13 protein-coding genes are annotated in these 14,491 nt (G+C 67.2%); 10 read left to right on the forward strand and 3 right to left on the reverse strand.

Annotated elements, in window-relative coordinates:
- The first annotated feature begins 65 nt into the window (after nt 1-65).
- From ACWV14_RS30245 to ACWV14_RS30275, 7 genes are all read left to right on the forward strand, one after another.
- Nucleotides 66-2,024: an AMP-dependent synthetase/ligase gene (locus ACWV14_RS30245; protein ID WP_454905479.1), complete on the forward strand. Its 1,959-nt coding sequence runs from the start codon at nt 66-68 to the stop codon at nt 2,022-2,024.
- Nucleotides 2,021-2,806: an ABC transporter ATP-binding protein gene (locus ACWV14_RS30250; RefSeq protein ID WP_454905481.1), complete on the forward strand. Its 786-nt coding sequence runs from the start codon at nt 2,021-2,023 to the stop codon at nt 2,804-2,806. Before ACWV14_RS30245 ends, ACWV14_RS30250 begins: the two co-directional genes overlap by 4 nt.
- Nucleotides 2,807-2,958: 152 nt before the next feature.
- Nucleotides 2,959-3,888, forward strand: a complete 930-nt coding sequence (locus ACWV14_RS30255) for a branched-chain amino acid ABC transporter permease (RefSeq protein WP_422084575.1) — start codon at nt 2,959-2,961, stop codon at nt 3,886-3,888.
- Nucleotides 3,889-3,891: 3 nt separating this feature from the next.
- Complete coding sequence (locus ACWV14_RS30260) at nt 3,892-4,956, forward strand: branched-chain amino acid ABC transporter permease (protein WP_081267466.1); 1,065 nt, start codon at nt 3,892-3,894, stop codon at nt 4,954-4,956.
- A 51-nt stretch (nt 4,957-5,007) separates the two neighbouring features.
- The gene (locus tag ACWV14_RS30265; protein WP_081267465.1) at nt 5,008-6,339 is read left to right on the forward strand and encodes an ABC transporter substrate-binding protein; all 1,332 of its coding nucleotides are present in this window, start codon (nt 5,008-5,010) and stop codon (nt 6,337-6,339) included.
- Nucleotides 6,340-6,508: 169 nt separating this feature from the next.
- Nucleotides 6,509-7,321, forward strand: a complete 813-nt coding sequence (locus tag ACWV14_RS30270) for an ABC transporter ATP-binding protein (protein ID WP_422084573.1) — start codon at nt 6,509-6,511, stop codon at nt 7,319-7,321.
- A 331-nt stretch (nt 7,322-7,652) separates the two neighbouring features.
- On the forward strand, nt 7,653-8,903 hold the full coding sequence (locus tag ACWV14_RS30275) for a phenylacetate--CoA ligase family protein (RefSeq protein ID WP_454905484.1): 1,251 nt from the start codon (nt 7,653-7,655) through the stop codon (nt 8,901-8,903).
- On the opposite strand, the gene ACWV14_RS30280 is transcribed toward ACWV14_RS30275, so the two are convergent.
- Both ACWV14_RS30280 and ACWV14_RS30285 read right to left on the reverse strand, forming a co-directional pair.
- Nucleotides 8,894-9,928, reverse strand: a complete 1,035-nt coding sequence (locus ACWV14_RS30280; RefSeq protein ID WP_454905486.1) for a hypothetical protein — start codon at nt 9,926-9,928, stop codon at nt 8,894-8,896. The genes ACWV14_RS30275 and ACWV14_RS30280 overlap by 10 nt on opposite strands.
- 90 nt (nt 9,929-10,018) lie before the next feature.
- Nucleotides 10,019-11,140 carry a citrate synthase/methylcitrate synthase gene (locus ACWV14_RS30285; RefSeq protein ID WP_081267461.1) on the reverse strand — a complete coding sequence of 374 codons (1,122 nt, stop codon included), beginning with the start codon at nt 11,138-11,140 and terminating at the stop codon, nt 10,019-10,021.
- Nucleotides 11,141-11,222: 82 nt separating this feature from the next.
- Between ACWV14_RS30285 and ACWV14_RS30290 the strand changes: the two genes are divergently transcribed.
- Nucleotides 11,223-12,461 (forward strand): citrate synthase, encoded by a 1,239-nt coding sequence (locus ACWV14_RS30290; RefSeq protein ID WP_454905488.1) that lies wholly within the window; start codon nt 11,223-11,225, stop codon nt 12,459-12,461.
- Here ACWV14_RS30290 and ACWV14_RS30295 read toward each other — a convergent pair.
- A complete protein-coding gene (locus tag ACWV14_RS30295) occupies nt 12,406-12,975 on the reverse strand; it encodes a type 1 glutamine amidotransferase domain-containing protein (protein ID WP_454905490.1) in 570 nt (189 codons plus the stop codon). The genes ACWV14_RS30290 and ACWV14_RS30295 overlap by 56 nt on opposite strands.
- Nucleotides 12,976-13,226: 251 nt before the next feature.
- Here ACWV14_RS30295 and ACWV14_RS30300 point away from each other — a divergent pair, with 251 nt between their 5' ends.
- Nucleotides 13,227-14,201 (forward strand): tripartite tricarboxylate transporter substrate-binding protein, encoded by a 975-nt coding sequence (locus tag ACWV14_RS30300; protein ID WP_422084567.1) that lies wholly within the window; start codon nt 13,227-13,229, stop codon nt 14,199-14,201.
- Nucleotides 14,202-14,223: 22 nt separating this feature from the next.
- The gene (locus ACWV14_RS30305; RefSeq protein ID WP_454905492.1) at nt 14,224-14,481 is read left to right on the forward strand and encodes a LuxR C-terminal-related transcriptional regulator; all 258 of its coding nucleotides are present in this window, start codon (nt 14,224-14,226) and stop codon (nt 14,479-14,481) included.
- Nucleotides 14,482-14,491: the final 10 nt, after the last annotated feature.

Raw genomic sequence — 14,491 nt, forward strand, 5'->3', positions numbered from 1 at the left:
GTGTCCCTAGGATTGTCGTTGGAACGACAACCGGGCGTCAAAGTGAGACCTACGATCCGCCCACTGTGCAAACAACCGCCCCCACCTTCCCCCGTCTGCTGCTCGCGCATGCCGAGGCCCAACCCGAGGCCCCCGCCGTGCGCGAGAAGGATCTCGGCATCTGGCAAACCTGGACCTGGAACGCCGTGGCGCAGGAAGTGCGCGAAATGGCCTGCGGCCTGGCGAGCCTGGGCTTCAAGGCCTTCGACAACCTGGCCATCGTCGGCGCCAACCGGCCGCACCTGTACATGGCGGTGATCGCCGCGCAGAGCCTGCGCGGCGTGCCCGTGCCGCTCTACCAGGACGCGGTGGCCGGCGAGATGGTCTTCATGCTGCAGGACGCGAGCATCGAGTTCGTGATCGTCGAAGACCAGGAGCAGGTCGACAAGCTGCTGGAGTGCCGCGAACTCCAGCAGGGCAAGCTGCCGGCCATCCGCCACATCATCTACGACGACCCCAAGGGCCTGCGCCACTACGACCAGCCCGGGCTCATGAGCTACGAGCAGTTGCGCGCGCTGGGCCGCGAGTTCGACAAGGCCAACGTGGGCTACTACGACCGCGCGGTGGCCAGCGGCGAGGCCACGGACGTGGGCGTGATCCTCTACACCTCCGGCACCACCGGCCGCCCCAAGGGCGTGTGCCAGACGCATGCGAGCTTCATCGCGGCGGGCCGCGGCGGCGTGCAGACCGACAGGCTCGGCCCCGGCGACAACATCATGAGCTACCTGCCGATGGCATGGGTGGGCGACCATCTGTTCTCGGTGGCGCAGTGGCTGGTGGGCGGCTTCACGCTCAACTGCCCCGAGTCCAGCGAGACGGTGATGAACGACATGCGCGAGATCGGCCCGAGTTATTACTTCGGCCCGCCGCGCACCTTCGAAGGCCTGCTCACGGCCGTGTCGATCCGCATGGAAGACGCGGCCGCGCCCAAGCGCTGGCTGTATGCGAAGTTCATGGCCCTGGCGCAGCGCGTTGGCGCGGACATCCTCAACGGCGCGCCGGTGAGCGCCGGCGACCGGCTGATGTACGGCCTGGGCAACCTGCTGATCTACGGCCCGCTGCGCAACGTGCTGGGCATGAGCCGCATCCGCGTGGCCTACACGGCGGGCGCGGCCATCGGGCCGGACCTGTTCCGCTTCTACCGCTCCATCGGCGTCAACCTGAAGCAGTTCTACGGCCAGACCGAGACCTGCGCATACGTGTGCCTGCAGCAGGACGGCAAGGTCAAGCTGCAGACCGTGGGCACCGCCGCGCCGGGCATCGAGCTGAAGATCGCGGAAGACGGCGAGGTGCTGGTGCGCGGCGTGTCGGTGCTCAAGGAGTACTACAAGCGCCCCGACGCCACAGCCGAGGTGCTCGACGCCAACGGCTACTTCCACACCGGCGACGCGGGCGTGCTCGACAGCGAAGGCCACCTGCGCATCATCGACCGCGCCAAGGACGTGGGCCGGCTCGTGAGCGGCGCGATCTTCGCGCCCAACTACATCGAGAACAAGCTCAAGTTCTTCCCGCAGATCAAGGAAGCCGTGTGCTTCGGCAACGGCCGCGACGAAGTGTGCGCGGCCATCAACATCGACTACGAGGCCGTGGGCAACTGGGCCGAGCGGCGCGGGCTGGCCTACGGCGGCTACGTCGACCTGGCCGGCAAGCCCGACGTGCTGGCGCTGGTGGCCGAGTGCATCGGCAAGGTGAATGCCGACCTGGCGGCCGAGGACGGCATGGGCGAGACGCAGATCGCGCGCTTCCTGGTTCTGCACAAGGAGCTCGACCCCGACGACGACGAACTGACCCGCACGCGCAAGGTGCGCCGCGGCTTCATCGCCGAGAAATACGCGGTGCTGGTCGATGCGCTCTATGGCCGCAGGACCGAGCAGTACATCGAGACCCAGGTCAAGTTCGAGGACGGGCGCACGGGCATGGTGAGCGCCACGCTGAAGGTCGTCGATGCGAAGACTTTCCCCATCATCGTGAAGGCGGCGGCATGAGCAGCAGGAAGACCGGCGAGGTCATCCTCGACGTGCAGAACATCAGCTTGAGCTTCGGCGGCGTGAAGGCGCTGACGGACATCAGCTTCAACGTGCGCGAGCACGAGGTGCGGGCCATCATCGGGCCGAACGGCGCGGGCAAGAGCTCGATGCTGAACTGCATCAACGGCGTCTACTGGCCGCAGCAGGGCTCCATCACCTTCCGCGGCCAGACCTTCAAGCACATGAACTCGCGCCAGGTGGCCGAGATGGGCGTGGCGCGCACCTTCCAGAACCTGGCGCTGTTCAAGGGCATGAGCGTGCTCGACAACATCATGACCGGGCGCAACCTCAAGATGAAGAGCGGCCTGTTCGCCCAGGCGCTGCGCTGGGGCCCGGCCGAGCGCGAAGAGCTGCGGCACCGCGAGTTCGTCGAGCACATCATCGACTTCCTGGAGATCCAGGCGCACCGCAAGACACCCGTTGGCCGCCTGCCCTACGGCCTGCAGAAGCGTGTCGACCTGGGCCGCGCGCTCGCGATGGAACCGCAGGTGCTGCTGCTGGACGAGCCCATGGCCGGCATGAACGTGGAAGAGAAGCAGGACATGAGCCGCTTCATCCTGGACGTGAACGACGAGTTCGGCGCGACCATCGTGCTGATCGAGCACGACATGGGCGTGGTGATGGACATCTCCGATCGCGTGGTGGTGCTGGACTACGGCAAGAAGATCGGCGATGGGACGCCGGATGAAGTACGGAACAACGATGACGTGATCCGGGCTTATCTGGGTGTGGAGCACTGACGCCATGCCAACCCTCGCCATGAAGCATTGCTCCTTCCCCCTCCGGGGGAAGGCTGGGATGGGGGCACGCAGAGCGCCCGACGGATACGCCGCCTGCCCCCACCCCAACCCTCCCCCAGCGGGGGAGGGAGAAAAACAAGAAAGAAACTGACATGGGCTTTTTCCTCGAAACCCTCTTCGGCGGCCTCATGGTCGGCATGCTCTATTCGCTGATCGCCATCGGCTTCGTGCTGATCTACAAGGCCTCCGGCGTCTTCAACTTCGCGCAGGGCGCGATGGTGCTGTTCGCCGCGCTGGCCATGGCGCGCTTCTCCGAATGGTTCCCGCTGTGGTTCGGCTTCCAGAGCCAGATCCTCGCCAACATCCTGGCCTTCATCGCCGCGATGGCGGTGATGGTGGTGGTCGCCTGGCTGATCGAGCGGCTCGCGCTCAGCAAGCTGGTGAACCAGGAAGGCATCACGCTGCTGATGGCCACGCTGGGCATCGCCTACTTCCTCGACGGCATGGGCCAGACGCTGTTCGGCAACGACATATACAAGATCGACGTGGGCATGCCCAAGGAGCCGCTGATGGTGCTCGAAGGCACCTTCCAGGGCGGCCTGCTGCTGAGCCAGGAAGACCTGATCGCCGCGCTGGTGGCGGCCGGCCTGGTGGTGGTGCTGGCCATCTTCTTCCAGAAGACGGCCACCGGCCGCGCCCTGCGCGCGGTGGCCGACGACCACCAGGCCGCGCAGTCGATCGGCATTCCGCTCAAGCGCATCTGGGTGATCGTGTGGTCGGTGGCCGGCTTCTCGGCGCTGGTGGCCGGGATCATCTGGGGATCGAAGCTGGGCGTGCAGTTCTCGCTCTCGCTGGTGGCGCTGAAGGCGCTGCCGGTGGTGATCCTCGGCGGGCTCACCTCGATACCTGGCGCCATCATCGGCGGCCTGCTGATCGGGGTGGGCGAGAAGCTGTCCGAAATCTATCTCGGCCCCATGCTCGGTGGCGGCATCGAGATCTGGTTTGCCTATGTTCTTGCACTGGTCTTCCTGCTCGTTCGGCCCCAGGGGCTGTTCGGCGAGAAGATCATCGATCGGGTCTGAGCAATGTTCTACAGAGAAAACGGCCAGTTCAAGTCGAGCTACAGGGCCGACCAACAGATCTTCCCGATCGCGCAGGACCGCATCGCGATCCTGGTGCTGCTGCTCGTGGCGTTCGTGGTGGTGCCGCTGGGCGTGTCCGACTACTGGATGCGCGCCATCCTCACGCCCTTCCTGATTCTTTCGCTCGCGGCGCTGGGGCTGAACATCCTGGTTGGCTACTGCGGCCAGATCTCGCTGGGCACGGGCGCCTTCATGGCGGTGGGCGCCTATGCGGCCTACAACTTCCAGGTGCGCATCGAGGGCATGCCGCTCATCGCATCGCTGCTGCTGGGCGGCCTGTGCGCCACGGTGATCGGCGTGCTCTTCGGCATTCCGAGCCTGCGCATCAAAGGCTTGTACCTTGCGGTGGCCACGCTGGCGGCGCAGTTCTTCACCGACTGGGCCTTCCTGCGAATCCAGTGGTTCACCAACAATTCTTCGTCGGGTTCGGTGAGCGTGGCGGGGCTCAACGTGTTCGGCGTGCCGATCGAATCGCCGGTGCAGAAGTATTTGTTCTGCCTGGCCTTCGTGGTGGTGTTCGCGCTGCTGGCCAAGAACCTGGTGCGCAGCGCCATCGGCCGCGAATGGATGGCGATGCGCGACATGGACGTGGCGGCCGCGGTGATCGGCATCCGCCCTGTGTACGCCAAGCTCACGGCCTTTGCGGTGAGCAGCTTCATCGTCGGCGTGGCCGGCGCGCTGTGGGGCTTCGTGCACCTGGGGGCGTGGGAGCCGGCGGCGTTCAGCATCGACCGCTCGTTCCAGCTGCTGTTCATGGTGATCATCGGCGGGCTCGGCTCGATCATGGGCAGCTTCTTCGGCGCTGCGTTCATCGTGCTGCTGCCGCTGTTCCTGAACCAGCTGCCGGCGTGGCTGGGCTTCTCGATTTCGACCGCGCTGGCCTCGCACCTGGAGACCATGATCTTCGGCGCGCTGATCGTGTTCTTCCTGATCGTGGAGCCGCACGGACTGGCCCGGCTGTGGTCCACGGCCAAGGAGAAGCTGCGGCTGTGGCCCTTCCCTCATTGAGTTCCCGTTCGTAAAAACCCGGCACCGAGGTGCCCACAAAAGGAGACAGGCATGAAACTGAAATCGCTCGCTCTGACCGCCGCCCTGGTGGCCAGCACTCTCGGCGCCATGCTCGCGCCGTCGGTCGCCCAGGCACAAGCCAAGGAACAGTTCTTCCCGCTGCTGGTGTACCGCACCGGCCCCTACGCGCCCAACGGCACGCCCTGGGCCAACGGCAAGCAGGACTACCTGAAGCTGGTCAACGCGCAAGGCGGCATCAACGGCGTGAAGATCACGTTCGAAGAATGCGAAACAGGCTACGCCACCGACAAGGGCGTGGAATGCTACGAACGCCTGAAGGGCCGCCCCGGCGTTGCGTTGTTCGACCCGCAGGCCACCGGCATCACCTTCGCGCTGACCGACAAGGTGCCCACCGACAAGATCCCGCTCGTCACGCTGGGCTACGGCCTCGCGGCCTCGCAGGACGGCGGCGTCTTCAAGTGGAACTTCCCGCTGATGGGCTCCTACTGGACCGCGGCCGACATCCTGATCCAGCACCTGGGCAAGAAAGAAGGCGGCATGGACAAGCTCAAGGGCAAGAAGATCGCCCTCGTGTATCACGACTCGCCCTTCGGCAAGGAGCCGATTCCTCTGCTGCAGGAGCGCGCGAAGATGCACGGCTTCGACCTGTCGCTGATTCCGGTGACGGCGCCGGGCGTGGAGCAGAAGTCGGCCTGGCTGCAGGTGCGCCAGCAGCGCCCCGACTTCGTGCTGCTGTGGGGCTGGGGCGTGATGAACTCCACCGCGCTGAAGGAAGCCGTGGCCACCGGCTACCCGCGCGAGAAGATGTACGGCGTGTGGTGGGCCGGCGCCGAACCCGACGTGAAGGACGTGGGCGCCAACGCCAAGGGCTACAACGCGCTTGCGCTGAACGGCTCCGGTCCCGACAACAAGGTGATCCAGGACATCCTCAAGCAGGTGCACGACAAGGGCCAGGGCACGGGCCCGAAGGAAGAAGTGGGCTCGGTGCTGTACACGCGCGGCGCGATCATCTCGATGCTCGGCGTCGAGGCGGTGCGGCGCGCGCAGGAGCGCTTCGGCAAGGGCAAGGTCATGACCGGCGAGCAGGTGCGCTGGGGCCTGGAGAACCTGGCGCTCGACCAGAAGAAGCTCGACGCACTGGGCTTCGCCGGCGTGATGCGTCCGGTGAGCACCTCGTGCCAGGACCACATCGGCTCGACCTGGGCGCGCATGGAAACCTGGGACGGCGCCAAGTGGAACATCGCGCCCGACTGGTACCAGGCCGACGACCAGATCATCAAGCCCATGGCCAAGGCCGCTGCCGACAAGTATGCGACCGAGAAGAAGCTGACGCGCCGCGAGGCAGCGGACTGCCAGTCTTGAGCTGACCCCCAGTCTTCGCGCACTTCGTGTCGCTTCGCCAACCCCCTTTCAGGGGGCAACACCTGCGGCCCGGCAAAGCCGGTTCCGCGGTGTTCCCTGAAGGGAGGATGGCCGAGCGGGCATCCGAAAGAACTGCGCTGTTGTTCTTTCGAATGCTTCGGACCACACCATGAGCGAACCCAACATCCTCCTCAATGTCAACGGCATCGAGGTCATCTACAACCACGTGATCCTGGTGCTCAAGGGCGTCTCGCTCACGGTACCCGACGGCGGCATCGTGGCGCTGCTCGGCGGCAACGGCGCGGGCAAGACGACCACGCTGCGCGCGGTGAGCAACCTGCTCGCGGGCGAGCGCGGCGCCGTCACCAAGGGCACCATCGAGCTGCGTGGCGATCGCATCGAGGCGCTGTCGCCAGCGGAGCTGGTCAAGCGCGGGCTGATCCAGGTGATGGAAGGCCGTCATTGCTTCGCGCACCTGACGATCGAGGAGAACCTGATGACCGGCGCCTACACGCGCACCGACGGCAAGGCCGCGGTGCAGCAGACGCTGGAGAAGGTGTACGCGTATTTCCCGCGGCTGAAGACGCGGCGCACTTCGCAGGCGGCCTACACATCGGGCGGCGAGCAGCAGATGTGCGCCATCGGCCGTGCGCTGATGGCCAACCCGACGATGGTGCTGCTCGACGAACCTTCGATGGGGCTGGCGCCGCAGATCGTGGAGGAGGTGTTCGAGATCGTGAAAGACCTCAACACCAAGGAGCGCGTGACTTTCCTGCTGGCCGAGCAGAACACCAACATGGCGCTGCGCTATGCCGACTACGGCTACATCCTGGAGAACGGCCGCATCGTGATGGACGGCGAGGCGAAGAGCCTGCGCGAGAACGAGGACGTGAAGGAGTTCTACCTTGGCGTCGGCGGCGCGGACCGCAAGAGTTTCCGGGATGTGAAGAGCTACAAGCGGCGCAAGAGGTGGCTGGCTTGAGGTTTCTTCGTGTTGTGCGCCGCTGTTCGGGGCGCGATCAGGCCGACGGGGTACCTTGCTCCGCGAATGTCCCCCGGCCTACGGCCTCCTCCTTTATTTCGCTGCGCAAGGCACCCCATCGACCTGATCGTTCAGCGCACTTGTTGATCGGCTCGCATAAGCGCGGCGTCCAACGTGCACAGGACATCGGGTGCTCCCCGCAGCGAAATAAAGGAGGAGGGCGCAGCCCCGGGGGACATTCGCGGAGGGGAGTACCCGATGGCCTGTGCACACGCCCTGAACAAACACCGCTCGGTAAAGAACTGAATTGAACAGATTGAAGGGTACGGACATGACCGACCACTACGACAAGCTCGAAATCCGAGACCCCGCCGAACGCGAACGCGACCTGCTGGCCGCCTTGCCCAAGCAGATTGCGCAAGCCCAGAGCGCCGCACCCGCGTTCGCGAAAATCCTCGACGGCGTGAAGCCCGCCGACATCACCACACGCGAAGCACTCGCCAGACTGCCCGTCACGCGCAAATCGGAATTGCTCGAACTGCAGAAGGCCCGACGCACCGACGACCCCTTCGGCGGGTTCTCATCCATCGCACGCGGCCCGCGCATGCCCCGCGTGTTCGCGAGCCCCGGCACCATCTACGAACCCGAAGGCGGGGCGCGCGACTACTGGCGCACCGCTCGTGCACTGCATGCGGCGGGCTTTCGCGGTGGAGAGCTGATCCACAACAGCTTCAGCTATCACATGACACCCGCCGGCTCCATCATGGAAAGCGGCGCGCACGCCCTGGGCTGCAGCGTCTTCGCGGGCGGCACCGGGCAGACCGAACAGCAGCTCGAAGCCATGGTCGACCTCAAGCCCGAAGGCTACGCAGGCACGCCCAGCTTCCTGAAAATATTGCTGGAGAAGGCCGAAGAAAAAGGCCTGAAGCTGCCCTCGCTCACCAAGGCACTCGTCTCCGGCGAAGCCTTTCCGCCTAGCCTGCACGACTGGATCGCCGCGCATGGCGTGAAGGGCACGCAGTGCTACGCCACGGCCGACCTGGGCCTCATCGCCTATGAGACCAGCGCGCGCGAAGGGCTGGTGATCGACGAAGGCGTGCTGGTCGAGATCGTGCGGCCCGGCACCGGAGACCCGGTGCCCGACGGCGAAGTCGGCGAGATCGTCGTCACCACCTTCAACCCCGACTACCCGCTGGTGCGCTTCGGCACCGGCGACCTGTCGGCGGTGCTCGCTGGCACCTGCCCCACGGGCCGCACCAACAAGCGCATCAAGGGATGGCTCGGCCGGGCCGACCAGACCACCAAGGTGCGCGGCATGTTCGTGCATCCATCGCAGGTGGCCGAGATACTGCGGCGCTTTCCCGAGGCGCGGCGTGCGCGGCTGGTGGTGTCTGGCGAGATGGGCGACGACCGCATGACGTTGCAGCTCGAATGCGATAGCGCCGTGCCCGAAGGGCTGCAGGCGCGCGTGGGCGATGCGATCCGCGAAGTGACCAAACTGCGCGGCGAGGTCGTCGTGGTGGGCGCGGGCGAACTGCCCAACGACGGCAAGGTGATCGAGGACGCTCGCAGCTACAAGTAGCGGCGGTACAGCCAGCGCGTGGCGGCGCGCATGAGCAGTACCACGTGTATCGCATAGACCAGCACGAACGCCAGCACGAAGCCGATGAGCCCCCCAAGGCTGTTGCGGCCGGACATGCGCGACGCGATGTACAGCCAGGCAATGGCAATGACGATGCAGCTCACCTGCACCAGCACGAAGGCCAGCGCCGAAGCAGCCACGGCCCTGAACGGCCGCGCCCTGGCGAGCCCCGAGGTGGCGCCGAGCCAGCCACCCCAGAACGCAAGCGCGAAAACCACCAGCGGCGGCACCATCCAGGCGAACAGCAGCTCGGGGCCGTCCACGTCGCGCCCCATCGAGGTCCAGCGGCTCATGGCCACGCCGCTCCACATCTGCAGCGACGCGAACATCGCGGCGCCCACCAGCGCCACCGCGCGGCGCGCAGACGTGCCTCCCGGATCTTCCACGCCGCCCGGCGCTTCGGCGGTCCCAAGCTGCGCGGCACGCCCGCCGCGCAACGCGACCCACGCCGCGGCCCACACGCCGAGCACGAGCACTATCAACTGCGCGATGGACTGCAGGAACCCGAACACCCCCATCACCGTGCGAATGGAAGCCGGCCCGACCGCGTCGTGCAGGCGGCCGCCCGGCATGAAGAGCAGTTGCACCTCGTACAGCAGCGGGCTCAGCGCATAGAAGTTGAGCAGCAGCACCACCAGGTAGGCGGCGGCATAGCGCAGGCGCGGCCGCGCAAGCTGCGAGATGCTGTCGAAACCGCGCTTCTCCAGCGCATTGCGCCCGTGGCTCCACGCCAGCGCCGCCGCCAGCACCCACGCCATGCCGATGCTGCACACCATCGGGATCCACACGCCCGGCAGGGCGTAGGTACCGCGCATCTGCGCGCCCTCGGGCGTGTCGGGAGAGAGCTGCACGGCCAGGTTGACCAGCACCATGAGGGCATCGATGGCCACGGTGATGAGCGCGAGGTCGCGCGGCAGGCGCCGTGCGGTCTCGTGCTTTTGCGGATGAAGGGAGGTCGCCGTCATGAGAGAGTACTTTCGCTTTGCATGGCGCATGCCGTGGCATGCGAGGAACAAAGCGAGCGTATCGGATGACGGCGCACGCGCCCTGTAGGCTCAGTGCGCGAGTGCGGCTTCGCCCGCCTCCTCGGGTTCGGGCCCCACGTACACCGACTGCGGACGGATCAGCCGCCCCTTCTTCACCTGCTCGCGCGCATGGGCCACCCAGCCGCCCACGCGGCCGGCGGCGAACACGCAGGTGAAGCTCTCGCGGCCGAAGCCCAGCGCCTCCAGCAGCAGCGCGGTGTAGAACTCGACGTTGGTCTCCAGCGCGCGGCCCGGCTTCTTCTCGCGCAGGATGGCCAGCGCAGCCTGCTCCGCCGCCTCGGCCAGCGCGAAGCGCGCGGCGTTGACGCTGCCCTCCTTGCCGAGCCGCCCGAGCGCGCCCTTGAGCGCATCGGCGCGCGGATCGCGCACGCGGTAGATGCGATGGCCGAAGCCCATCAGCCGCTGGCCCTCGGCCACGGCCTGCTCCAGCCATGCGCGGGCGTTGCCGGCGCTGCCGATGGCGTCGAGCGCATCGAGCACCGGGCCGGGCGCGCCGCCGTGCAGCGGCCCCTTGAGCGCGCTGATGCCCGCAATCACGGCCGAGGCCAGGCCGGCGCCGGTCGATGCGACCACGCGCGCCGCGAAGGTCGAGGCATTGAGGCCGTGGTCGCACACGGTGACGAGGTAGGTGTCGAGCGCGGCGCTCTGCGCTGGCGTGGGCGCGCGGCCATGCAGCATGCGCAACATGTCGGCGGCGTGCGGCAATGCCTCGTCGGGTGCGAGCGCCTGCACGCCCAGGCGCCATCGCATCACCGCGGCGGTGTACACGGCAGGCGCGGCCACCAGGCGCAGCGCGGTCGGCAGGTCGTCGCCATCCGGCAGCCGCGCCAGCAGCGCGCGTACGGCCTCGATGGGCGGCAGCCGGCGCAGCACGGCGTCGTCGTTGGGCTGAAGGCGCTCGAAGGCTTCGCGGCGCGCGCGGCCGATGGCGGTGCGCAGGGCCTCGGCGGCGGGCAGCGTGTCGAAGAAGCCTTCGAACAGCAGGCCCACCACGTCTTCATAGCGCCAGCGCTGCGCGATTTCGTCCAGCGCATGGCCGCGGATCACGAGCCGGCCGGCCTCGCCGTCCACCTCGGACAGCACGGTATGCGCGGCCACCACGCCTTCGAGGCTGCCGTCGTCGTTGTTCATCGCTCTTTACTCCTGGGTTGTCACGATGACATTGATTCTGGCCAGATGGATATTGACGTCAATCTTGATCTATTCTGTCAACATGACAACGAAGAGAACAGCGCCGCTGTGGCTGCCGGCCGCCGAGGCCCTCGAACTGATGCAGGTGCGCCCGCAAACGCTCTACGCCAGCGTGAGCCGCGGCCGCATCCGCGCCAAGCCCGATGCCGCCGACCCGCGCCGCAGCCTCTACCACCGCGACGACGTGCAACGCATCGCAACGCGCGCGCGCGGCCGCCGCAGCAGCGAGACGGTGGCGAGCGAGGCGATCCAGTGGGGCGAGCCGGTGCTGGCTTCGGCTGTGTCCACGGTGGCAGAAGGCCGGCTGCTGTACCGCGGGCAGGACGCCTGCGCGCTGTCGGAACACGCCACGCTCGAAGAAGTAGCGGGCCTGCTGTGGGAAAGCGCGCCGCCGCACTTTCCGGCTTCCGCCGTGCCGCTTGCCTCGGACGGCAATTCGTCGCCTCTTCAAGCCGGCCTGCTCGCACTCGCGACGCGCGCCGCCACCGACCTGCCCTCGCGGGGCCGGTCCCGCAACGTACTGCAAGCCGAGGCTGCGGAGGCGATCGGCGCGCTGGCCGATGCATTGCTCGGCACCTCGCCTGCGCGCGCGATGCCGCTGCACATGCGGCTGGCCTCTGCATGGCGCCGCCCTCGCGCCGCCGACGATCTGCGCCGCGCGCTGGTGCTGCTGGCCGACCACGAACTCAATGCGTCGACCTTCGCGGCGCGCGTGACGGCATCGACCGGCGCGTCGGTGGCGGCGTGCCTGCTCACCGGGCTCTCGACCCTGACGGGCCCGCTGCACGGCGGCGCCTCGGCGGCGGTACAGGCGCTGATGCGCAGTGCGGCGGCCATCGGCACCGAAGCGGCGGTGCGCGAATGGCTCGCGCACGACCGGCCGCTGGCCGCCTTCGGGCATCCGCTCTATCCGGACGGCGATGCACGCTGCCGCGCGCTGCTGGCGAACATCGAACTGCCGCCAGCCTTCAGCGAGTTGCGCGATGTCGGCGAGAAGCTGCTCGGCGACACGGTGAACGTCGACTTCGCGCTCGCGGCGCTGGCGGCGATACACAAGCTGCCGGCCGGCGCGCCGCTCATGCTGTTTGCGCTTTCGCGCACCGTCGGCTGGACGGCGCATGTGCTGGAACAGCAAGCCAGCGGCCAGCTGATCCGCCCGCGTGCGCGCTACACCGGCCCGGCGGCCGATGCGGCCACGCAGGAGCTCAGTGAATCGACGCCTCGTGCGCGATCTCGAATGCCTTCGTCATCTCGCGGTTGAAGGCGGGCAGATCGTCGGGCTTGCGGCTGGTGACAAGCCCCTGGTCGACCACCACTTCCTTGTCGCTCCAGTTGGCGCCGGCGTTCTTCAGGTCAGCCTGCAGCGACGGCCACGAAGTCATCTTGCGGCCCTTCACGCCGTCCGCATCGATCAGCGTCCAGGGCCCGTGGCAAATGGCCGCGATGGGTTTGCCCGCCTCCACGAAGGCGCGCACGAACGCGACCGCCTTCTCGTCGATGCGCAGGGTGTCGGGGTTGACCACGCCGCCGGGCAGCAGCAGGGCATCGAAGTCTTCGGGCTTCGCGGTCTGCAGCGGCACGTCGACCTCGAAGCTGTCGGCCGGGTCGTGGTGGTTCCAGCCGCGCACGCGGCCATCGACGGGCGAGACGATCAGCGTCTGCGCGCCGGCATGGTCGAGCGCCTTGCGCGGCTCTGTCATCTCGACCTGCTCGAAGCCGTCCGACACGAGGATGGCGACCTTCATTCCGTCGAGGGAAGACGAGGTGATGGGCATGTGTGAATCTCCTTTGGGGTGAAAAACCGGCAATGAAGGTTCACCCTAGGGCCTGCGCACGGCGGCCGCATCGTCCGGCGCCGGCTCCGCCTGTCGGACAGTTCGACGGGCACCTGCTTTCAGGCACGCACCCATGCCCGGCATGCACCGGCAAGGGGCGGATCATGCTTCTCGCATAAGGGCTATTGGGGATAGGTCAGCCTGCAGTCAGCCCTTAAGATCGCGGCCTTTTTACCCCTCTCGGAGACGAAATGAAGAAACTGTTCGCCCTCGCGGCGATTGCCGCCGCAGCTGCCGGTGCTCATGCCCAGGACTTCCCCGGGAACAAGACCGTCACGCTCGTGGTGCCTTTCGCGGCCGGCGGCCCGACCGACCGCGTGGCGCGCGACCTGGCGGAAGCCATGCAGAAGACGCTCGGCACCACCATCGTGGTGGACAACACCGCGGGCGCGGGCAGTTCCATCGGCACCGCCAAGGTGGCGCGCGCCAACCCCGACGGCTACACGCTGCTGCTGAACCACATCGGCATGTCGACGATGCCGGCGCTCTATCGCAAGCTGCCCTTCAACGTCGAGACCGACTTCGAGTACCTCGGCATGGTCAACGAAGTGCCGATGACGCTGATCGGCAAGCCCGGCCTGCCCGCCAACAACTACAAGGAACTGACGACCTGGATCGCCGCCAACAAGGGCAAGATCAACCTGGGCAACGCCGGCCTGGGCGCCGCGTCGCACCTGTGCGGCCTGCTGTTCCAGAGCGCGATCAAGGTCGAGATGACGCCCGTGCCGTACAAGGGCACGGCCCCGGCCATCGCCGACCTGCTGGGCGGCCAGATCGACCTGCTGTGCGACCAGACCACCAACACCACGTCGCAGATCGAGGCCAAGAAGGTCAAGGCCTATGCCGTGACCACCGCCAAGCGCCTGACCACCCCGGCGCTGAAGGACCTGCCTACGCTCGACGAGTCGGGCCTGAAGGGCTTCGAAGTGACGATCTGGCACGGCGTGTACGCCCCCAAGGGCACGCCCGCGCCGGTACTGAAGAAGCTCAACGAAGCCATCAAGGCCGCCATGAAGGACCCGGGCTTCATCAAGCGTGAAGAAGCGCTGGGCGCGGTGATCACCACCGACAGCCGCACCGAACCGGCCGAGCACAAGAAGTTCGTCTCGGCCGAGATCGCCAAGTGGGGCCCGATCATCAAGGCCGCCGGCGTGTACGCCGACTGATCGCCTTCCGCTTCCGGAACCAATGAAAAAGCCGCCGGCCCTTCGGGACCGGCGGCTTTTTCTCATGGTGCAGGCAGCGGCGGGATCAGGGCTGCACGACCTTCCACACCTCGAAGCTCTTGCGCTGGTCGACCTGGCGCGCGGCGACACGCACAAGGACATCGCCACCATCCTGCACCGCTCGCCGGCCACCGTGCGCAACCACATCCAGTCGATCTACGACAAGCTGGAGGTGAGCAACGTGGCCGGGCTGATCCAGGAGCTGCGGCTCGCGGGCTGAGCCCGCTCTG

This window comes from Variovorax durovernensis, from assembly GCF_977011995.1.